A 21,896-nucleotide genomic window follows, 5' to 3' on the forward strand; every position below is an offset into this window, starting at 1 on the left:
AAGGTAACCATGCCGGTTGCAACTGGATACCGGCAGGGAGAAAAACGGGAGTAGAGGATTGTGACGAATCGCACAAAAATCGCTCTATTTGAGCGTGGACAGGGCATCCATCGTGCGCAGTTTATTGGCTCGGGCGGCTTCAGGATCTTTCTGCACCAGCAGCGTGTAAATGAGATCCAGTACGAAAAGCTGCGCCGTTTTGGTGCCAATGGAGTCGCCCTGCAGGCGTCCCTGGCGGTTGCCGTTAATCAGCGTAATATCCGCGACTTTACTCAATGGCGACCCGAGGTTATGCGTTAAGGCGACGGTGATGGCTCCGGCCTGCTTTGCCAGACTAAGGGCGTGGGTGGTTTCCGGCGAATGCCCGGAGTGGCTGATACCGATAGCGACATCGCCAGCCTTGAGCAGCGCGGCCTGCATATACATAAAGTGATTATTCGTTAAGGCATCGACGCGCATCCCGATTCGCATCAGCTTGTGCTTCATCTCTTCGGCGGTCAGCCCGGAGGCGCCAACGCCGAAGATAAAGGTGCTATTGCAGCTATGCAGCGCCTCAACGACCCGTTCAACCTGCTCCATATCCAGCAGATTGAGCGTTTCCGAGAGCACGGTCGAGATAGCGCCCTGGAGCTTGAGACCAATGGTGTGCGCATCGTCGGCTTTCTGAATTTCAGCCTCCAGAAGCGTGCTGTTGTCATCGGTATCGGTCATGGCCAGCTCAATAGCCAGCTCCATTTTGAAATTCTGAAAGCCTTTATAGCCCAGCTGTCGACAGAAACGGATCACCGACGCTTCGCCCGCGTTCACTTCCTCTGAGAGGTCGGCGATAGAAAGCTGCGTCACCTTGTGGGGGGAAGTCATCACAAACTGCGCAATGCTTTTCCCGACGCGGGTCATACTGCTTTGCATCGCTCCCAGGGTATCAAGTATTTTCCCGGCTTTGACCGGCGAAGTCGGAGTCGTCATCTCTTCCCTACTGTTTACGCGATTATCAGGCGCTAATGATGGAGTACAGCGCATCACCAGGCAATATGGATTTTTAAAAACGCCGTGCCGCCGCGTCTATATCCTGAGCGGCGAAAACATTTTACGTCTCATGGCGTGAGTCAGATCGCCTTTTTTCGTTTCTCCTATTCTGTGTCCATGATCTTGTTCACACATTTAATAAAATGCTCTTGTGGTGTTTAACTTCTAAAAAATACATTAAATGGAGTTTAACTTCATTTGGCTATGCGACACCCTGCTGTTTTAGGCCCGATAGCATAAAAACGCTGCTCATCACAGGAGAGCATATGAGTGAAATAATAAGTACCAAACCATGGTATAAGCATCTCAATAAGTCCCAGTGGCGGGCTTTCTCTGCAGCCTGGCTGGGCTATTTACTGGATGGTTTTGATTTCGTTTTAATCGCTCTGGTGCTCACCGAAGTACAAAGCGAATTTCAGCTCACCACGGTCCAGGCGGCGAGTATTATCTCCGCGGCATTTATCTCCCGTTGGTTCGGCGGCCTGCTGCTGGGGGCAATGGGCGACCGCTATGGCCGCCGCCTGGCGATGGTCAGCAGTATTATTCTTTTCTCCGTCGGTACGCTGGCCTGCGGCTTTGCGCCGGGATACACCTCGATGTTTATCGCCCGAATGGTGATCGGAATGGGGATGGCCGGCGAGTACGGCTCCAGCGCCACCTATGTTATTGAAAGCTGGCCAAAACATCTGCGTAACAAAGCCAGCGGTTTCCTGATTTCAGGCTTTTCCGTCGGCGCCGTTGTGGCGGCGCAGGTTTACAGCCTGGTGGTGCCCCTCTGGGGCTGGCGCGCCTTATTCTTCCTCGGCATTTTGCCGATTATTTTCGCGCTGTGGCTGCGTAAAAATATTCCGGAAACGGAAGACTGGAAAGAGCGGCAGACGAAGAAAGCGCCGGTGCGGACGATGGTGGATATCCTCTATCGCGGTAAATATCGCGCCATGAATATAGCAACGACGCTGATCGCAACGGCAGCGCTGTGGTTCTGCTTCGCAGGTAACCAGCACAACCCGCTGGTGGTGATTGCCCTGGCGCTCGTTTGCACCGTTATTTTCATCAGCTTCATGGTACAGAGCAGCGGAAAACGCTGGCCGACCGGCGTGATGCTGATGGTTGTCGTTCTGTTCGCCTTCCTCTATTCGTGGCCTATCCAGGCGCTGCTGCCAACCTATCTGAAAACCGAGTTGGCATACGATCCGGCGACGGTTGCGAAGGTACTTTTCTTCAGTGGATTCGGCGCGGCCGTCGGTTGCATCGTCGGCGGATTCCTTGGCGACTGGTTGGGCACGCGTAAAGCCTACGTTTACAGCCTGCTGGCCTCGCAGGTACTGATTATCCCTGTCTTCGCCATCGGCGGCGCCAGCCTCTGGGGTCTGGGCCTCCTGCTCTTCTTCCAGCAGATGCTGGGACAGGGGATCGCGGGAATACTGCCGAAACTGATCGGTGGTTACTTTGACACCGATCAGCGCGCTGCCGGTCTGGGCTTCACCTACAACGTCGGCGCTCTGGGCGGTGCGGCGGCGCCGGTCCTCGGCGCGCTGGTCGCACAGCATATGCATCTGGGTACGGCGCTGGGGTCGCTCTCTTTTGGATTGACGTTTGTGGTGATCCTGCTGATTGGCCTGGATATGCCGTCTCGCGTACAGCGCTGGATTCGCCCGGAGGCGCTGCGAACCCATGACGCTATTGATGGCAAACCGTTTAGCGGGGCAAAGGTTCGTCACGACAAAGCGGACGCTCCGCTTTGCAGTAAACATTAAATTCATGCGCCCGGCGCTGTCGGGCGCAAACGGAAGTAAGGGATAGCGCTATGTCTTTATTTGATACTTTGGATGTGAAGGTTAAAGAATTGGGCGGACTCATTGTCTCGTGCCAGCCGGTGCCGGGCAGCCCGTTAGATAAGCCTGAAATAGTCGCGGCGATGGCGCTGGCGGCGGTCAAGACGGGAGCAGTCGCGGTACGTATTGAAGGCATTAATAACCTGAAGGCCACGCGCGAACTTATTTCAGTACCCATTATCGGCATCATCAAGCGCGACCTGCCGGACTCGCCGGTGCGCATCACGCCGTTCCTTGAGGATGTGGACGCGCTGGCGCAGGCGGGTGCGGATATTATCGCCTTTGACGGCACGGATCGCCCGCGTCCGGCCAGCGTGAAGGCGACTATCGAGCGTATTCATCAGCAGGGCTGCGTCGCGATGGCAGACTGCTCGAACCTTGAAGACGGTACTCGCTGCCACGCTCTGGGCGCAGAAATTATCGGCACTACGCTATCCGGGTATACCACGGATGCGGTACCTACCGAACCGGATTTCCCGCTAGTGCAGGCGCTGAGCGCCAAAGGATACCGGGTCATTGCCGAAGGGCGGTTCAACTCCCCGGTCCTGGCAGCGCAGGCCATAATGCAAGGCGCATGGGCGGTGACCGTCGGTTCCGCGATTACGCGTATTGAACACATCTGCCAGTGGTACCGCGATGCGCTGGCTGAGGTTGCGCTATGACGACGCTGGCGATAGACATCGGCGGCACCAAGCTGGCCGCCGCGCTAATTGATACGCAGCATCGTCTGTTGGAGAAACGAGCGCTGCCGACGCCCGCCAGCAAAACGCCGGCGGCACTGACGGAGGCGTTGAGCGCGCTGGTCGCGCCTTTCGCGGGGCAGGCCCGGCGGATAGCGGTCGCCTCGACGGGAATCATTCGTCACGGCGTACTGACGGCGTTAAACCCGGATAACCTTGGCGGGCTGGCGCAGTTTCCTCTGCGGGAGACGCTGGCGCAGCTGACGGGGCGACCGTGCCTGGTCGTGAACGATGCGCAGGCGGCGGCCTGGGCCGAATATCACGCCCTGTCTGTCGATGCCGACGAGATGGTATTCATCACCATCTCAACGGGCGTGGGCGGCGGTATCATCTGCAACGGTCGGCTCCTGTCCGGGAACGAGGGGCTAGCCGGGCATATCGGGCACACGCTGGCCGATCCGCACGGTCCGCGCTGCGGCTGCGGTCGCACCGGCTGCGTAGAGGCTATTGCCTCCGGCAGAGGGATCGCCGCGCTGGCGACGGACGATCTGCAGGGGATGACGGCCAAATCCATTTTTACTCTTGCGCAGAGCGGCCATCCGCAGGCAACGTCGTTAGTCCACCGTTCGGCGCAAACCATCGCCCGGCTGATTGCCGACATGAAGGCCAGCGTTAACTGCCAGTGTGCCGTACTGGGCGGCAGCATCGGGCTGGCGCCCGGCTATCTCCCGCTAGTTGAGACCTATCTGGCGCAGGAACCTGCGGTCTATCAGACGAAGATTGTAGCCGCACACTATCAGCATGATGCCGGTCTGATTGGCGCGGCGTTGTTAGCGGAGGACAAAGCATTATGATTATCGGCGATATCCATCACCCGGAATGCGCAGGACTATCACCCGTACTGCTTGAGGCCGTGAGGCTGGCCTTTAAAGTTCAGCCGCAGCAGTGTGAGCCGGGTCGTTATGAGTTGCAGGGCGATGATATTTATATGAACGTCATGCGCTTCGCCACGCAGTCGGCGGAAAGTAAAAAAGCGGAGCTGCACGAAAAATTTATTGATATTCAGATCCTGCTGCAAGGCGAGGAGACAATCCACTGCGGCGTAGCCGACAGCGCCCGTGAGTGCGACGTCTGGCATAAAGAAGAGGACTACCAGCTGTGCGCAGCTATCGCCGACCAGCAGCAGGTGACCCTGAAGCCTGGCATGTTCGCCATTTTTTTTCCTGGCGAACCGCATAAGCCGGGCGTGCAGGGCGCAGCGAGCATGGAGATAAAAAAAGCGGTAATTAAAGTTAACCGCGCGCTGCTTGTCTGAGTCGCTTCCTTCGCCCGCCAGGTATGCCTCCTGGCGGGATGGCCTCCCGATGCCAAAGCGGCGCTTGCTTCGTCGCTTTTCCTCCCAGGAAATCATTGTTGTCCAAATGGCAACTCGTACTACCGCACGAACCCCTCTATGCTGTACGGCAATCTTATGCGAGGGTTCTATGGCACGCTTTCTTATCTGCAGTTTTGCGCTGGTTCTGCTTTATCCATCCGGTATTGATATGTATCTGGTCGGCCTGCCGCGCATTGCGCAGGATCTGGGGGCCAGTGAAGCGCAGCTGCACATCGCCTTCTCGGTTTATCTGGCAGGGATGGCCGCAGCAATGCTGTTTGCTGGCCGTATCGCCGACAAGTCAGGCCGTAAGCCAGTGGCGATTTTCGGCGCCGTTGTTTTCATACTCGCCTCCCTTATCTGCTCGCAGGCGCAGGTCAGCGCCCACTTCCTGGCGGGGCGTTTTATTCAGGGGATTGGCGCCGGCAGCTGCTACGTCGTTGCCTTTGCGGTGCTGCGCGATACCCTCGACGATCGCCGCCGGGCGAAGGTGCTTTCCCTCCTTAACGGCATCACCTGCATTATTCCGGTGCTGGCGCCGGTACTCGGCCACCTGATTATGCTGAAATACCCCTGGCAGAGCCTGTTCTATACCATGACCGGCATGGGCGTTCTGGTGGGACTGCTGTCGATATTTATCTTGCGGGAAACGCGTCCAACATCCGTTCCGCAGGCGGCGCAGCAAAATGTGGCCCCCGAATCGCTGCTTAACCGCTTTTTCCTCAGCCGAATGATCATGACTACCCTCAGCGTAACGGCTATTCTGACCTACGTTAACGTCTCCCCGGTGCTCATGATGGAAGTGATGGGCTTCGATCGCGGGACTTATTCCATGGCGATGGCACTCATGGCGCTAGTGAGCATGGTGGTATCGTTCTCGACGCCGTTTGCTCTGTCGCTCTTTAAACCCCGCACCCTGATGCTGACCTCGCAGGCGCTCTTTTTTATCGCGGGCGTGCTGCTGAGCCTTGCCACCAGCCAGACGATAACGATGCTGGGGTTGGGACTGATTTGCGCCGGGTTCTCCGCCGGCTTTGGCGTGGCGATGAGCCAGGCCCTGGGGCCATTTACTCTACGCGCTGGCATGGCGAGTTCAGTCTTGGGGATTGCTCAGGTTTGCGGCTCTTCACTGTGGATTTGGCTGGCGGCTATCATCGGGCTCAGCGCGATGAATATGCTGATCGGGATACTTATTGCCTGTAGCATAGTGAGTATTGTTCTGATTATGGTCGCCTCTCCGGCGCGGGCCGCGCAACGCTATGAAGAAACCCCTGTCGAGTCTCGATCTTAATTTACTGCTGTGCCTGCAGCTCTTAACTCAGGAGCTCAGCGTTACCCGCACGGCGAAGCGGATGAACGTTTCGCCGTCGGCGGTGAGCAAGTCGCTGGCCAAACTCCGAGCCTGGTTTGACGATCCGCTGTTTGTCAAAACGCCTCTGGGGCTGTCGCCCACGCCGCTGATGAGCAGTATGGAGCAGGATCTGGCGGACTGGATGCAGATGGGTAATCAGATCCTCGACAAGCCCCATCACACTATGCCAAGCGGGCTAAAGTTTGAGCTGGCGGCGGAGTCGCCCCTGCTGATGATCCTGTTGAATACGCTTTCACAGCGGATCTACCAGCGCTATCCGCAGGCGCTGATCCGCCTGCGAAACTGGGATTACGATTCGCTGGATGCCATTATTCGCGGCGAAGTCGACATCGGTTTTTGCGGCCGGGAAACCCATCCTCGCTCCCGTGAACAGCTCAGCCTGCTGCCCTGGTATATCGATTTTGAAATCCTGTTCACCGATCTACCGCAGGTATGGCTGCGCGCCGACCATCCCGCGCTGAACGATGAATGGAATCTGGACGCTTTCCTGCGCTACCCGCATATCAATATCTGTTGGGAACAAAGCGATACCTGGGCGCTGGATGATGTTCTGCACGACCTGGGGCATAAACGCACCGTGGCGTTAACCGTTCCGGGCTTTGAACAGTCGCTGTTTATGGCAGCCCAGCCTCATCATACGATGCTGGCCACCGCCCCGCGTTATTGCCAGCGCTACAATCAGCAGCATCATCTGCCGCTGGTCTCACTGCCGCTGCCGCTGGAACCGTCGCAGCTGGAGAAAATACGCGTCCCCTTTACCCTCCTGTGGCATAAGCGCAACAGCTACAACCCGAAGATCGTCTGGCTACGAGAAACGCTGAGACAGCTTTACACTGAACCGCTATAGCGCTGGTTTAGCCCGCCTTGCGCAATAAATTGTAAAATTCATGCGATTTCTCTTTTCAACGGATGATTTCCGCATTAAAACCTGACAATTCTGAGCGATAATATAATTCGCAATTTCTATCATTGACCATTAATCACGGAGCGACGAATGGCAACGCATTTTGCAAGAGGGATACTCAACACCCGGGAACCGCTATCAACACGCCTGTCAGCGGCCTGCCATCAATCCGCCAGGCGCCTGCCTGAGTACCGACAAAGCCGCTATCGCGCTTCCCGGTCACTCCTCGCAGAACTCCTCTTTATGTTGTACGGCATCAGCGAACTACCTGAAATCATTGATGAAGAAAATGGAAAACCCGCATTTCGCGACGAACATCTCCCGCGTTTCTCCATCTCCTATGCTGGAAATATCGTTGGCGTCGCGTTAACCACCGAAGGCGATTGCGGCCTGGATATGGAATTACCGCACGCCACCCGCGGTTTACACTCCCCGCACGACGCCGACCGCTACGTTTTCAACAGTAATGAGCGTGTATGGATTAGCAATCAGCACGATCCTGACGAAGCTCGCGCTCAGCTTGACGCGCTGCGCAAAAGCGTCATGAAACTGACCGGCGAAACCGCCGTTAACCTACAGCTTCTTCCGGGCTCCGGGCGGTTAAGGACAAGTGGGACGCAGGCAATCGAAGCCGTCTGCGACGCCGAAACGGTGCTGGTCTGGTCCATCGCCGCCAGCCCGGATATCGGTCAGCTGAAAGTCTGGGAATATAATGGTAAAGAGGGCTGGCGCAGCCTGCCCGACGCGCAGGCTCGCGCCAAAGAACCGTCCGCCCGGCTTATGCGCTTTACCCATTTACCGTTAGAAAAAGCCATCTCCCTCAACTGACCGGTTTTCCCGGCCATCATGATGCAAAGGAGCAATTATGTCTGATACGTTGAAAATTGTTACGTTACTCGGAAGTCTGCGCAAAGGCTCTTTTAATGCCATGGTCGCGCGTACCCTCCCCGGCATCGCGCCCGCAGGTATGGCGGTTTCCGCATTACCGTCCATTGGCGATATTCCACTCTATGATGCCGATGTCCAGCAGGAAGAGGGATTCCCACAAAGCGTTCAGGATATCGCGCAGCAAATTCGCGAGGCCGACGGTGTGGTCATCGTGACGCCAGAATATAACTATTCGGTTCCCGGCGGCCTGAAAAACGCCATCGACTGGCTATCTCGTCTGCCGGAACAGCCGCTGGCCGGTAAGCCGGTACTGATTCAAACCAGTTCGATGGGGGCTATTGGCGGTGCGCGCTGTCAGTATCACCTGCGTCAGATTCTGGTATTCCTCGATGCAATGGTGATGAATAAGCCCGAATTTATGGGCGGCGTGATTCAGAACAAAGTGGATCCGCAGGAGGGGAAAGTCGTCGATCAGAGCACGCTCGATCATCTGAGCGGACAGCTGAGCGCTTTTGCCGAGTATATTCAGCGGGTTAAGGCCTGACAGACGCCGTCACGCTCGCCAGAACGGGCGAGTGTGACGGCGCAGGTATTAATGCGCGTCGATAAACACAATCTTCAGTACAAATAGCAGCGAAACCACAATCACGCACGGACTGAGGTCACGCAGGCGGCCGGTACCAATCTTCATAACGCAGTAAGAGATAAAGCCTAAGGCAATACCTTCCGTAATGGAGAAGCTGAACGGCATCATCACGGCGGTAATAAACGCAGGCACTGATTCGGTTAAATCATCCCACTTCACCCGCGCAAGACTGGAGGTCATCAGGACGCCAACGTAAATCAGCGCACCGGCTGCGGCATAGGCCGGGACCATACCCGCCAGCGGCGACAGGAAAATCACCAGCAGGAACAAGAGCCCAACGACCACGGCGGTTAAGCCGGTACGGCCGCCCACGGAAACGCCCGAGGACGATTCAATATAGGCGGTTACGGAAGAGGTGCCGATAAAGGAGCCCGCAACGGACGATACGCTATCGACAAACAGCGCCTGCTTCATACGCGGGAACTTGCCCTGCGCATCGGCCAGACCGGCCTTATCGGTCACGCCGATCAGCGTGCCGGAGGAGTCGAACAGGTTAACCAGCATAAACGAGAAGATCACGCCCGCCAGGCCGAGATTCAGCGAGCCCGCCAGGTCAACATGACCAATCACCGTAGTCACGCTCGGCGGCATGGAAACGATGCCTGTGTAGTGAACGTCACCCAGCATCCAGCCCAGCAGCGTGGTAACCACGATAGAAACCAGCACCGCCGCGTGGATGTTGCGGGAAGCCAGAATTGCAATAATAAAGAAGCCAAGAATACCCAGCAGCACGCTGTGGGACGTCAGGTTGCCGATACTCACCAGGGTTTCCGGGTTGGCGACGATAACGCCCGCATTTTTCAGGCCCATCATACCGATAAACAGACCGATACCGCTGGTGATGCCAATACGCAGGCTAACCGGGATATTGGCAATCATCCAGTAGCGCACGCGGAAAATCGTCAGCAGCAGCAGGCCAACGGCGCCCCAGAAAATCGCGCCCATCCCGACCTGCCAGGGCAAGCCCATCGCCTGTACCACGACAAAAGCAAAGAAGGCGTTCAGGCCCATTGCCGGCGCCAGCGCCACCGGGAGGTTAGCGAACAGCCCCATCATAATGCTGCCGAATGCGGCAATCAGACAGGTTGTGACAAAAACGGCGCTGGTATCCATACCCGCCACGCCGAGAATCTGTGGGTTAACAAAAACGATGTACACCATTGTCAGAAAAGTGGTGAAACCTGCAATCGCTTCGGTGCGTGCCGTGGTGCCGTGTTCACGTAATTTGAACACGCGCTCCAGCAGACCCTGGCCAGATGACTGGCTGGTTTGTTGTTGACTCATTATCGGTTTCCGAACAAAGGAGGGAAAATTCGTCGCTATCCTATACCAAAATGCGACAATAAGGGCGGTTGTGAGATACTTTTTTTCATCGATTTTGCTTATACGGCAACGATTGCGTCTCACCAATCAGCATGACGAAAACGTTAACTTATTAAAATGGAAACGACATGACCCAACCAGAAGCAGTATTTTTCGACTGTGACGGCACGCTGGTCGACAGCGAGGTGATCTGCTCCCGCGCCTACGTTCACATGTTCAGGGAATTCGGCATTACGCTGGATTTAGAAGAGATTTTTAAGCGCTTCAAAGGCGTAAAGCTGTACGAGATTATCGATACTATTAACGCGGAGTACAGCGTTAATCTGGATAAAGCGACCCTTGAACCGGTTTACCGCGATGAAGTCGCACGCCTGTTTGATACTGAACTGGAAGTCATTTCTGGCGCCCAGGCGCTGCTGGACGCGGTCAACGTGCCGATGTGCGTGGTCTCCAACGGCCCAGTCAGCAAAATGCAGCACTCTCTCGGTAAAACAGGCATGCTGCGCCATTTCCCCGAGCGTCTGTATAGCGGCTACGATATCCAGCGCTGGAAGCCCGATCCGGCGCTAATGCTGCATGCCGCAAAAGCGATGAACGTTAACGTCGAGAACTGCATACTGGTTGACGACTCCAGCGCAGGCGCGCAGTCGGGGATCGCGGCAGGCATGGAGGTGTTCTACTTCTGCGCCGATCCGCACAACAAGCCCATCGACCATCCGAAAGTGACGACGTTTACCCGTCTGGAAGCGCTGCCGGAACTGTGGAAAGCGCGCGGCTGGCATATTACTCGATAAAAGCCGCAGCGTAGCGCAACCCGGGAGCGTCCCGCCTGCGCTACGCTGAAAGTGGATTACGGTTGACTCAATTCCGCAGCCGCCGCTTTATCAGCCACTATCACCAGGGATGGATGCAGTTTCAGCACAGATGCCGGAACCCGCTCGCTGACTTCGCCTTCAATCACCTGTTTTAGCGCCTGCGCTTTTGCCGCTCCGCTGACGATCAGAAGCAAATTTTTCGCCGCCATGACGCTTTTCGGCCCCATCGTGACGTAGCTATCCGGCACCGCGGAGAAGTCGCCGCCCATTTCGCCGTGCGCGACGAGATCCACCAAACCCCCGATGATAGGAACTTCCACCGTCGCATCGTGGAACCGCGTGGTATTCGGCAAGTTACCGCAAAAATGGCCGTCAGCGCCGAGGCCCATCACCATCAGATCGAGGCCCCCTTCTTCGTGTAACCGCTGGTCGTGATGGATAAAGTTTGCATGGCTGAGCTTGTGAATGTTCTCTTCAGGGATCTGAGCGGGAGTGAAAAACAGGTTGCGCAGATTGGAAATGGTCACGCCTTCGCGATCCTGTCCGCGGAACGGGATCTCGTCAAAATTGTAATAATGGACTTGAGAATAGAATGATTTGCCTTTAATCGCTGCCGTCAGATGTTCATACATTTTCTTCGGCGTACTGCCTGCCGTTACCGCCAGATTCATCCTCCGCGGCGCAGTGATGTAGCCTAAGACATGATGGCTGGCGACCAGGCTCATCTCGGCATAATCTTCCGTCACGATTAACTTCATGTTATTTCCCTGAATATAATGAAGATAAGGAGCCAGCGAACTGACTCCTTCATGTTATTTGAACAACTTCTGTACGAATTCGGCATAGGCGGGACGCCAGACGTCCATTTCATGATTCAGGCCCGGGAACTCGTGGTAGTCAAACTTGATGTTCTGCTTCTCCAGCTCCGCTTTCAGTCCGGCGATATCTTTTCCGGTGACCGCGTCTTTCTCGCCTACGACGACGGTGAAGTTACGCAGCTGCTTATTGATCGCCTGCGGGTTGTTTAGCTGCGCCTCGACGCCGGCATCCGGTACCGTGGTGGTCGTTACGCCGCTGAACGTCGCCAGCCAGCCGAAACTCTCCAGATGGTTCATTCCGGAGACCAGCGCCTGATAACCGCCCTGCGACAGCCCAGCAAGCGCCCGACCATCCGCGTCTTTACGCACATTAAAGCGGGCATCAATCAGCGGAATAATATCGTTCATCAGCTCTTTATCCGCCGCTTTCGCATTCAGCGGATAGAAGGTTTTACGCCGTTCCTGCGGCGGGAAGTTTTCCGCAACCGCTTCAGGGATATCGGTTTCGGTATCCGGCACCACCACCAGCATTGGCTTGATTTTACCTTCCGCCAATAGGTTATCCATGATTTGCGGGATACGTCCCTGATCGATGGCCGACAGGCCACTGTCGCCAAAACCGTGATAGAAATAGAGCACCGGCAGCGGCTCGCCGGTACCGGTATAGCCCGGCGGCGTCCACACGTAGACACGGCGTTCAGAATTCAGCGCCTTTGAGTGGTAGGTCAAGGTGCGTAGTTCACCATGAGCCACCGCGCGATCGTCAAGAATGCTGCCGGGGACCAGAATCAGGCTGGTATTCACCTGTCGCTGGGGCTTCTGATAGCGGCTACCGGTATCGACTGAACGGAATCCGTCGACATCAAAATAGTATTCGTAGAGGTTGGGTGCCAGAGCTTCGCTTTTCCATGTCCAGATCCCCTGTTCATCTTTGGCCATATCGTGGGAGACGAAGGTGTCCGGCGTTGCCCCCGTCACCACGGATACCCGTTTTGCGTCCGGGGCAAACAGGCGGAAGGTAATACTCTTATCGCCGTTAACCTGCGTAATATACTGGCTGACCGGGATCGCCGCGCTCGGCGTGGCCGGAAACGGCGCAGCATGAGCGGTAAACGCTGCGCCCGCCAGGGCCAGAGCGAAGTAAATAGCATGTCGTTTCATCGTTATTCCTCTTTAGAGTTTTGTCCTGGCCATTGCCAGCCTTACCACCAGATTTCAGCCTGGGCGCCAACGGCAAACTGATCGTTCTTGCCATCTTCAAAAATGCTGCTGGTGTTGCTGTTAGCGGCCTTATCCAGGTCGATATCCTTCGCTTTAATATAAGTCGCATAGAAACGAATTTCCGGGCGTGAGGTCAGCATACTGGTATTCACTTTAAAGGTATGGAACAAGGTGGTTTTGTAGCCGGATTCGTTATATTTCTTGCCGGTGATATCTTTGTTCTGCTGTTTGAAATAGCCCAGTTCGACGCCGGTTTGGTTATATTTATCCCAGATCCAGGCGGGACGAACGACGGCGCGAATAGATTCGAAATCGGAGTGTGCGCCGGTCTCGTAGCTGTAGACATCATTACCAAAGGAGTAAACGATGGCGTTAGCCATAATGATGTCATCACTCAGATAGGTTTCTCCCTGGGAAGTCAAACGAAGGGCTGTGCCGTTAGTATGATCGCCATAGTATCTGCCGTTGAATGTGGTATACGGACTGGATCCCGCGTAGCGCGAGAAGCTGCTGGCGATGGAATTATTCGCCAGCAGGAATGAAAATTCGTTAAACCCGCCGTTATCGAATTTCTGCGTTAACGACGTTCCCGCCATCCAGGTATCTTTCCATTCATAATACCCATTATTACCTTCATTATATTTCTCGGATGAACTCTGATTTGCCGCGACATACCGGCCGCTGACCATCAATGACGCTTTATCCCAAAGCGGGATCTCTTTATAACGAACATCAATAGTATTGGTGTTAATTTGCTGGCTTTTGGTCAACGTACGGTTGTAGTCATCAACGTCCTCGCGCACCAGCGCAATATCAAACTTACCCGCGCCCACCTTCCAGTTTTCAAAACCAACGCCAGCTGCAGCATCGGTTCTTTGCGTTTTCCAGTCCAGCATCTGGATTTCAATTTTCGGCGCGCCGTGCTTGCCGACCCAGAAATCCGCCTCCGGCGCAAACGGCAGGAAACCTTTGGTATTGACGTACATATCAGAGAACTGCATATAGTTCTCGCCGCCAGCATTATCCCCGAACCAGCCGCTGGAATATTGCTGCCCGACGTTACCGTCTAACATCACGATCGCATCAACACGCCTATTGCCTTCCTGATAGACCCGCTGCTTAAGCTGTAAATCAAACCAGCCAGAGTATTCGTTACCAAAGCGGCCAAGCGAACCAATCGCCCACGATTTTGGCGATCCATGAGAGGCGGTTCCCCAACCGGAACGGTAATAGCCGTTATAGCTGAAGCCAATTTCATCCTTCACAAACTTGCTGAAATCCTTCATCGTCATGGAGCTATAGATAGACTCGCCATTAGCCGCAGGTTGTTCATTTTTCACCAGCACTGCCGCCGGTTTTTGGGCGGCGCGGGCCGGCGCTGGCGGGCTAACAACTTGCTGGGCCGCGCTTGTTTTATTTTCGCCCGGCTGCGTATTGGCGACCCATATTTGATTTCTGGCTTTCTCTTCATCTTTATATTTTTTGAGTTCGGACTGCGTATCCTTAAGCGCCTTTTCCAGAAGTTCAAGGCGCTGCTCAACCGTCAACGATGCCGCCATAGCATGGGTAGAATAAGCGAGCGGCGCCATAATAATAATGGCAGATGTAATCAGATTTCTTCTAAACATAAATTCCCTTTATATAAAATGAGTGCAGCTGAACATCGTGAAAAATAACGACCAGCGCGAGGCATGGTTACCCTCAGACATCCTTGCAGCGTATAAAAAAACCTGAAGAAAACTCTCTGCATAAAACAGAGGCGATTTTCTTCAGGTTTTGCCCGCACGGCGGTAACAACCCCATTCATCTACTGCGAGTGGATTATTTGGCAAAAAAAAACCTGACATCACCAGATTAAAGGTGATGTCAGGTTTTGCCTGCTTACGCAGTAACAATCCGCCGTTTCCATTCGAGCCTTGTAACGACAAGTCACTCGATTGATAAACCGTATTGTTACGCTATAAAAATAAAACCACAATTGGTGAAATTGTTATTTGTGACGACAATCGCACCGTTATTGTTAATGAAAAAAACTGAAATATATATCATAACTAATTCTGATATGTCCTTTTATCAGAATTAGTCTCTGTGATTTATTACTCTTTGGGGTCTTTCCCCGCCAGCAGTTTATCCAGCTCGTCACCGCCAACATGACGAAAATCCTGACCTTTGACGAAGTAGAAAATATATTCGCAGATATTCTGGCAACGGTCGCCGATACGCTCAATCGAGCGGGCGCAGAACAGCGCGGTCAATACGCTTGGAATAGTGCGCGAATCTTCCATCATATAGGTCATCAGTTGACGCACGATGCCTTCATATTCCTGGTCAACTTTCTTATCTTCGCGATAGATACGCACGGCTTCATCAAGGTCCATACGCGCAAAGGCATCCAGCACATCGTGCAGCATCTGCACGGTATGGCGCCCCAGCGATTCCAGGCTGACCAGCAGCGGCTGATGCTGCTGGGAGAATTTTTCCAGCGCGGTGCGGCAAATTTTATCCGCTACGTCGCCAATACGTTCCAGCTCGGCGATGGTTTTGATAATCGCCATCACCAGGCGCAGGTCGCTGGCGGTTGGCTGGCGCTTGGCGATGATGCGTACGCAGGCTTCATCGATCGCCACTTCCATCATATTGACCTGCTTATCGCCGTCGATAACGCGCTTCGCCAGCTCGCTGTCCTGGTTATGCATAGCGGTGATCGCATCAGAAAGCTGCTGTTCCACCAGCCCACCCATGGTCATGACCTGGGTGCGGATGTACTCCAGTTCAGCGTTGAACTGGCCGGAAATATGTTTGTTAAGGTTTAGGTTATCCATAGTATCTCCTGATTGCCCAATAGGTTAGAGCCTGAAAGCAGAAGGGCAATCAACCGTAGCGGCCAGTAATATAATCTTCAGTTTGCTTCTTAGCGGGCTTGGTAAACAGATCGTCCGTGTTGCTGAATTCAATCAGCTCGCCAAGATACATAAATGCCGTATGGTCGGAACAACGCGCGGCCTGCTGCATGTTGTGGGTCACGATAACGACGGTGTAATCCTGTTTCAGTTCGGTAATCAGCTCTTCAATACGCCCGGTAGAGATCGGGTCCAGCGCCGAGCAGGGCTCATCCAGCAGTAAGACTTCCGGACGAATAGCGATACCGCGCGCGATGCACAGACGCTGCTGCTGACCACCGGAGAGAGAATATCCGCTCTGATGCAGTTTATCTTTGGTTTCATTCCACAATGCGGCTTTGGTCAAAGCCCACTGCACTCGCTCGTCCATATCCGCGCGGGAGAGTTTCTCAAACAGGCGTACGCCAAAGGCGATGTTGTCATAAATCGACATCGGGAACGGCGTCGGCTTCTGGAACACCATCCCCACTTTGGCGCGCAGCAGGGCAATATCCTGGGTGTTGGTGAGAATATTATCGCCATCCAGCAGAATTTCACCTTCCGCACGCTGCTCCGGGTACAGCTCAAACATTTTGTTGAACGTACGCAGCAGCGTGGATTTACCGCAGCCTGACGGACCGATAAATGCCGTAACCTGGTTTTTGGTGATATCCAGGTTGATGTTTTTCAGGGCATGGAATTTTCCGTAGTAGAAGTTCAGATTACGTACTGAAAGTTTACCCGGGGTCGTATTCACCATACTCATCTCGTTCTCTTCCTCATTCGGCGCCGCGTTTCGCCGCGCCGCAAAAATTAACCGTGTTTATTCTTCGCGAAAATAACGCGCGCCAGAATGTTCAGCAGCAATACGCACAGGGTGATAATCAAGACCCCGGCCCATGCCAGTTGCTGCCACTCCGCAAACGGACTCATGGCAAATTTGAAAATCGTCACCGGCAAGTTAGCGATCGGCTGCATCATATCGGTGCTCCAGAACTGATTGGAGAGCGCGGTAAACAGCAGCGGCGCCGTTTCCCCGGCGATACGGGCGATAGCCAGCAGGATACCGGTCATAATGCCCGATACCGATGCCTTCAGGGTGATCGCAGAAATCATTCGCCACTTTGGCGTACCGAGCGCATAGGCCGCCTCGCGCAGGCTGTCCGGAACCAGCTTCAGCATGTTTTCAGTGGTACGAATAACGATAGGTACCTGCAGCAGCGCCAGCGCAATCACGCCCGCCCAGCCGGAAAAGTGCTGCATTTGCGCAACGACGATGGTGTACACAAACAGACCGACGACAATCGACGGCGCGGAAAGCAGGATGTCGTTAATAAAACGAATGACTTCAGCCAACCAGGATTTACGGCCATATTCCGCCAGATAAATCCCCGCCAGAATGCCCAGTGGGGTACCGATAACCGTCGACCACAGAATCAACAATCCGCTACCTGCCAGGGCGTTCGCCAGACCGCCGCCCGCCGTATTTGGCGGCGGGGTCATTTCGGTAAACAGCGCCAGGCTCATGCCGTCGATGCCGCGGGTAACGGTGGACATCAGGATCCAGATTAACCAGAACAGACCAAACGCCATGGTCGCCATCGATAGCGTCAGGGCGAGGCGGTTTTTCATGCGGCGTTTCGCCTGCATTTTTCGGCGAGACTCCGCCAGCTCCGCGGTGGTTTGTAGTTCAATCGTCGCCATTAGCGTGCCCCCTCGTTCTTAGCCAGGCGCATGATCATAAACTTTGATGCGGCCAGAACAATAAAGGTGATAACGAACAGAATCAGACCCAGCTCCATCAAGGCTGCAACGTGCAGTCCGGTTTCCGCTTCGGCAAACTCGTTGGCCAGCGCGGAGGTGATGCTGTTACCTGGCATATACAGCGAAGCGCTATCAAGCTGGTAGGTGTTGCCGATAATAAAGGTCACCGCCATGGTTTCCCCAAGCGCGCGCCCCAGTCCGAGCATCACTCCGCCAATCACGCCGTTTTTGGTAAAAGGCAGAACGATACGCCAGATAACTTCCCACGTTGTACATCCGATACCGTATGCCGACTCTTTCATCATCACCGGTGTCTGTTCAAAGACGTCACGCATAACGGCCGCGATATAAGGAATGATCATGATGGCCAGAATCACGCCCGCCGCCAGGATACCGATACCAAATGCCGGGCCCGCAAAGAGCGCGCCAACGAACGGAATGGTCGACAATACATTGCCAACCGGTTCCTGAAAGTAAGTCGCAAACAGCGGGGCGAAAATAAACAGGCCCCACATGCCGTAAACGATACTGGGGATTGCGGCCAGCAGTTCAATAGCGATACCCAGCGGGCGCTTGAGCCAGGCGGGTGAAAGTTCGGTCAGGAACAGCGCAATACCGAAGCTCACCGGTACGGCGATCAGCAGCGCGATAAATGAGGTGACCAGCGTTCCGTAAATAGGCACCAGGGCACCGAAAATCTGGTTCGGCGCATCCCACTCTTTGGTCCACAGGAAGGCAAAGCCGAATTTCTCAATGCTTGGCCAGGACGAGATGATAAGGGAGACGATGATGCCGCCAAGCATCAATAGCACAATCAGCGCCGCCAGTTTTACCAGCACGCTGAAAATTATGTCACCCTTTTTCCCCGGAGGGTTAAATGCCGGCTTGGTTGCAGCCATACGTTACTCTTCAGTTTCGGGCCAGAAAAAATCGTAGTTTACTGATCTTTCTGGCAAAGGTAATGCCATACCCTAAATAATTCGAGCTACAGGCAAGCGCTGCCAACGCGCCTGTAACTCGAAGTATGACGGGTATTAGTACAGCGCTTTACCGCTGCTATCCTTGACGTTGGTCTTCCATGCCGCGCGAACCTGCTCAACCACGCTTTCCGGCAGGGTTGCATAATCCAGCGCGTTAGCCTCTTTACCGCCGTTTTTATACGCCCAGTCGAAGAACTTCAGCACTTCAGCGGTCTGCTCTGGCTTATTGGAAGCCTTGTGAACCAGAATGAAGGTAGTCGAGGTAATCGGCCATGCGTTGTCGCCTTTCTGGTTAGTCAGATCCTGTGCAAAGGATTTGCTCCAGTCGATTTCTTTTGCCGCGTTAGCAAAGTTATCTTCAGTCGGGCTCACCGGCTTGCCATCGGCAGACAGCAGTTTGGTGTAAGCGAGGTTGTTCTGTTTTGCGTAGGCATATTCTACGTAGCCGATAGAGCCCGGCAGACGCTGAACAAACGCGGCGATGCCGTCGTTGCCCTTACCGCCCAGACCGGTCGGCCAGTTAACGGTTGAACCCGCGCCGATTTTAGATTTCCACTCTTCGTTCACCTTCGCCAGATAGCTGGTGAAAACGAAGGAAGTACCGGAACCATCGGCACGACGAACCACTGCGATATTCTGAGAAGGCAGCTTCATGCCCGGGTTGAGCTTAGCAATCGCTGCGTCATCCCATTTTTTGATCTTGCCAAGGTAGATGTCACCCAGCGTTTTACCGTCAAGCACCAGCTCACCGGATTTCACGCCAGGCAGGTTAATCGCCAGCACCACGCCGCCGATAACGGTCGGGAACTGGAACAAACCTTCTTGAGCCAGTTTATCGTCAGCCAGAGGGGCATCAGAAGCGCCAAAGTCTACGGTGTTGGCCGTAATTTGTTTTACGCCGCCAGAGGAGCCGATACCCTGGTAATTGACTTTATTACCCGTTTCTTTGTTATAGGTATCTGCCCACTTGGCATACACCGGCGCGGGAAAAGTTGCGCCTGCGCCAGTCAGGCTTGCTGCTGCAAAAACAGAGAAAGCGCTCATCGATAAGGTCGCGGCGACAACTGTTGCGACGGTGGTACGCATAACGTTCATAATGTCTCCTGCTGGATTCGTAAACCATTGTTTCGAAGCTATGGTGAGCAAAATAGGACAAACAGGTGACAGTAAAATGTACGAATTATTACAGTTTTATGACAGTCGAAAAAGCGGGATTTTACGCTAAATAAAAACAATACAAATCATATTGTTAATAAAGATAATGAAGAAAATATTGCCGAAAAATTTTATTTTTATGACGACAAAAAAGCGTCTCAAAAATGACAGACTGTCATAAAGCGGGTAGGATCTCTCCGTTCGCCGCAAATAAAAAGGGCTGCCGGATGGCAGCCCTGTCAGGATGTAAAAACCGTTATTCCACGGTAACTGATTTCGCCAGGTTACGCGGCTGGTCAACGTCAGTCCCTTTGATCAGCGCGACGTGATACGCCAACAGCTGCAGCGGTACAGTGTAGAAGATTGGCGCGATAACCTCTTCAACGTGCGGCATCTCGATGATGTGCATATTGTCGCTGCTGGTGAAACCCGCATCGCCGTCAGCAAAGACGTACAGCTGGCCGCCGCGAGCGCGAACTTCTTCAATGTTGGATTTCAGTTTTTCCAGCAGTTCGTTGTTCGGCGCCACCACCACCACCGGCATCTCAGCATCAATCAGCGCCAGCGGGCCATGCTTCAGCTCACCGGCAGCATAGGCTTCTGCGTGAATATAGGAGATCTCTTTCAGCTTCAGCGCCCCTTCGAGGGCGATGGGATACTGATCGCCGCGTCCAAGGAACAGCGCATGGTGTTTGTCAGAGAAATTCTCAGCCAGCGCTTCAATACGCTTATCCTGCGAAAGCACCTGCTCAATGCGGCTCGGTAACGCCTGCAGGCCATGCACGATCTCGTGTTCGATAGCGGCGTCCTGGCCTTTAAGGCGCGCCAGTTTCGCCACCAGCATCAGCAAAACGGTCAGCTGCGTAGTGAAGGCTTTGGTCGAGGCGACGCCGATTTCCGTCCCGGCGTTGGTCATCATCGCCAGATCGGATTCACGCACCAGAGAAGAACCGGGCACATTACAAATCGCCAGCGAGCCCAGATAGCCCAGCTCTTTCGACAGGCGCAGACCGGCCAGCGTATCTGCCGTTTCGCCTGACTGAGAGAGGGTGATCATCAGACTGTTTCGACGCACGGCCGATTTGCGGTAGCGGAACTCGGAGGCGATTTCGACATCGCACGGTACCCCTGCCAGCGACTCAAACCAGTAGCGGGAAACCATACCTGAGTTGTAGGAGGTGCCGCAGGCGATGATCTGAATATGCTCGACCTGCGACAGCAGCTCGTTAGCCTGAGGGCCCAGTTCGCTTAAATCAACCTCACCATGGCTAATGCGCCCGGAAAGGGTATTTTTGATGGCGTTCGGCTGCTCGTAGATCTCTTTTTGCATGTAGTGGCGATAGATACCTTTATCGCCTGCATCGTACTGCAGATTGGATTCGATGTCCGGGCGCTGCACTTCGGCGCCGGATTTATCAAAGATAGTCACCGAACGGCGGGTAACCTCAGCAATATCGCCCTCTTCGAGGAAGATAAAGCGGCGGGTAACCGGCAGTAGCGCGAGCTGATCGGAGGCAATGAAGTTTTCCCCCATCCCCAGGCCAATGACCAGCGGGCTGCCTGAACGAGCGGCCAGTAGCGTACCCGGATCGCGGGTATCCATGATCACGGTGCCGTAAGCGCCACGCAGCTGCGGGATGGTTCGCAGAACGGCTTCACGCAGGGTGCCGCCTTGTTCCAGCTCCCAGTGAACCAGATGCGCAATCACTTCTGTGTCAGTCTCGGAGACAAAAACGTAGCCTCGCGACTGCAACAGCTCGCGCAGCGGCTCATGGTTTTCGATAATTCCGTTATGCACCACCACAATATGGTCAGAAACATGCGGATGCGCGTTGCCTTCAGACGGTTCGCCGTGCGTCGCCCAGCGGGTATGGGCAATTCCAGTCCCACCGTGCAACGGATGTTCTTCCAGCGCCTGGGCCAGCATCTGGACTTTCCCAAGGCGACGAACGCGGTTCATATGACCTTCGTTATCGACGACTGCCAGACCGGCGGAGTCATAACCGCGGTATTCCAGACGACGTAAACCTTCGAGAAGGATTTCAGCAATATCACGCTGCGCGACTGCGCCAACAATTCCACACATAGTTTTTAATTCCGATTTTGGCTGTATGCCATACGTTGTCGGTCAACCTGTTTACCCGTTTTTCCGGGCGCCCCGAGCCTTGTAGAGAGTGGGGTTATTTTTATGGTACTGCCGTGGGGGGAGGATTAT

Annotated in this window: 20 protein-coding genes; 9 read left to right on the forward strand and 11 right to left on the reverse strand. The window is 54.5% G+C overall.

The window, feature by feature from the left end; genetic code table 11:
- Positions 1–84 precede the first annotated feature (84 nt).
- A complete protein-coding gene (locus IYV58_RS27300; RefSeq protein WP_004126967.1) occupies positions 85–966 on the reverse strand; it encodes a MurR/RpiR family transcriptional regulator in 882 nt (293 codons plus the stop codon).
- A gap of 326 nt (positions 967–1,292) precedes the next feature.
- Between IYV58_RS27300 and IYV58_RS27305 the strand changes: the two genes are divergently transcribed.
- The 8 genes from IYV58_RS27305 to IYV58_RS27340 all read left to right on the forward strand — a co-directional run bounded on the left by IYV58_RS27305 (position 1,293) and on the right by IYV58_RS27340 (position 8,624).
- Positions 1,293–2,783 carry an MFS transporter gene (locus IYV58_RS27305; protein WP_004126970.1) on the forward strand — a complete coding sequence of 497 codons (1,491 nt, stop codon included), beginning with the start codon at positions 1,293–1,295 and terminating at the stop codon, positions 2,781–2,783.
- Between the two features lie 50 nt (positions 2,784–2,833).
- A complete protein-coding gene (locus IYV58_RS27310) occupies positions 2,834–3,523 on the forward strand; it encodes an N-acetylmannosamine-6-phosphate 2-epimerase (RefSeq protein WP_195729352.1) in 690 nt (229 codons plus the stop codon).
- Positions 3,520–4,395 (forward strand): N-acetylmannosamine kinase, encoded by an 876-nt coding sequence (gene nanK, locus IYV58_RS27315; protein WP_004126977.1) that lies wholly within the window; start codon positions 3,520–3,522, stop codon positions 4,393–4,395. Before IYV58_RS27310 ends, nanK begins: the two co-directional genes overlap by 4 nt.
- On the forward strand, positions 4,392–4,856 hold the full coding sequence (gene nanQ, locus IYV58_RS27320) for an N-acetylneuraminate anomerase (RefSeq protein WP_195729353.1): 465 nt from the start codon (positions 4,392–4,394) through the stop codon (positions 4,854–4,856). The genes nanK and nanQ overlap by 4 nt, the downstream gene beginning before the upstream one ends.
- 169 nt (positions 4,857–5,025) lie before the next feature.
- Entirely contained in the window at positions 5,026–6,207 is a 1,182-nt protein-coding gene (locus IYV58_RS27325; RefSeq protein WP_087828629.1) for an MFS transporter, read from the forward strand.
- Entirely contained in the window at positions 6,176–7,135 is a 960-nt protein-coding gene (gene yidZ / locus IYV58_RS27330) for an HTH-type transcriptional regulator YidZ (protein ID WP_004126988.1), read from the forward strand. The genes IYV58_RS27325 and yidZ overlap by 32 nt, the downstream gene beginning before the upstream one ends.
- A gap of 147 nt (positions 7,136–7,282) precedes the next feature.
- A complete protein-coding gene (locus IYV58_RS27335; protein WP_142447100.1) occupies positions 7,283–8,020 on the forward strand; it encodes a 4'-phosphopantetheinyl transferase family protein in 738 nt (245 codons plus the stop codon).
- A gap of 37 nt (positions 8,021–8,057) precedes the next feature.
- On the forward strand, positions 8,058–8,624 hold the full coding sequence (locus IYV58_RS27340; protein WP_004126998.1) for an NADPH-dependent FMN reductase: 567 nt from the start codon (positions 8,058–8,060) through the stop codon (positions 8,622–8,624).
- 48 nt (positions 8,625–8,672) lie between these two features.
- Here the strand turns inward: IYV58_RS27340 and adeP are convergent, their stop codons facing one another.
- The gene (gene adeP / locus IYV58_RS27345) at positions 8,673–10,010 is read right to left on the reverse strand and encodes an adenine permease AdeP (protein WP_004127003.1); all 1,338 of its coding nucleotides are present in this window, start codon (positions 10,008–10,010) and stop codon (positions 8,673–8,675) included.
- 167 nt (positions 10,011–10,177) lie between these two features.
- Here adeP and yieH point away from each other — a divergent pair, with 167 nt between their 5' ends.
- A complete protein-coding gene (gene yieH, locus IYV58_RS27350) occupies positions 10,178–10,843 on the forward strand; it encodes a 6-phosphogluconate phosphatase (RefSeq protein WP_004127005.1) in 666 nt (221 codons plus the stop codon).
- 56 nt (positions 10,844–10,899) lie between these two features.
- Here the strand turns inward: yieH and IYV58_RS27355 are convergent, their stop codons facing one another.
- The 9 genes from IYV58_RS27355 to glmS form a co-directional block, all read right to left on the reverse strand.
- On the reverse strand, positions 10,900–11,622 hold the full coding sequence (locus IYV58_RS27355) for a glucosamine-6-phosphate deaminase (protein ID WP_004127007.1): 723 nt from the start codon (positions 11,620–11,622) through the stop codon (positions 10,900–10,902).
- Positions 11,623–11,676: 54 nt separating this feature from the next.
- Positions 11,677–12,843 (reverse strand): esterase, encoded by a 1,167-nt coding sequence (locus tag IYV58_RS27360; RefSeq protein ID WP_049113664.1) that lies wholly within the window; start codon positions 12,841–12,843, stop codon positions 11,677–11,679.
- Between the two features lie 41 nt (positions 12,844–12,884).
- The gene (locus tag IYV58_RS27365; protein WP_195729354.1) at positions 12,885–14,531 is read right to left on the reverse strand and encodes a carbohydrate porin; all 1,647 of its coding nucleotides are present in this window, start codon (positions 14,529–14,531) and stop codon (positions 12,885–12,887) included.
- Positions 14,532–14,999: 468 nt separating this feature from the next.
- Positions 15,000–15,725 carry a phosphate signaling complex protein PhoU gene (gene phoU / locus IYV58_RS27370; RefSeq protein ID WP_004107251.1) on the reverse strand — a complete coding sequence of 242 codons (726 nt, stop codon included), beginning with the start codon at positions 15,723–15,725 and terminating at the stop codon, positions 15,000–15,002.
- A 49-nt stretch (positions 15,726–15,774) separates the two neighbouring features.
- Entirely contained in the window at positions 15,775–16,548 is a 774-nt protein-coding gene (gene pstB, locus IYV58_RS27375) for a phosphate ABC transporter ATP-binding protein PstB (RefSeq protein ID WP_004107254.1), read from the reverse strand.
- A gap of 47 nt (positions 16,549–16,595) precedes the next feature.
- Entirely contained in the window at positions 16,596–17,486 is an 891-nt protein-coding gene (gene pstA, locus IYV58_RS27380) for a phosphate ABC transporter permease PstA (protein ID WP_004107257.1), read from the reverse strand.
- On the reverse strand, positions 17,486–18,445 hold the full coding sequence (gene pstC / locus IYV58_RS27385) for a phosphate ABC transporter permease PstC (RefSeq protein ID WP_004107261.1): 960 nt from the start codon (positions 18,443–18,445) through the stop codon (positions 17,486–17,488). The genes pstA and pstC overlap by 1 nt, the downstream gene beginning before the upstream one ends.
- A gap of 135 nt (positions 18,446–18,580) precedes the next feature.
- Positions 18,581–19,621 (reverse strand): phosphate ABC transporter substrate-binding protein PstS, encoded by a 1,041-nt coding sequence (gene pstS, locus IYV58_RS27390; RefSeq protein ID WP_004127017.1) that lies wholly within the window; start codon positions 19,619–19,621, stop codon positions 18,581–18,583.
- A gap of 316 nt (positions 19,622–19,937) precedes the next feature.
- Positions 19,938–21,767 (reverse strand): glutamine--fructose-6-phosphate transaminase (isomerizing), encoded by a 1,830-nt coding sequence (glmS, locus tag IYV58_RS27395; RefSeq protein ID WP_004871870.1) that lies wholly within the window; start codon positions 21,765–21,767, stop codon positions 19,938–19,940.
- Positions 21,768–21,896: the final 129 nt, after the last annotated feature.

Source organism: Klebsiella sp. BDA134-6 (genome assembly GCF_015601345.1).
GTDB classification, from domain to species: Bacteria; Pseudomonadota; Gammaproteobacteria; order Enterobacterales; family Enterobacteriaceae; genus Klebsiella; species Klebsiella grimontii.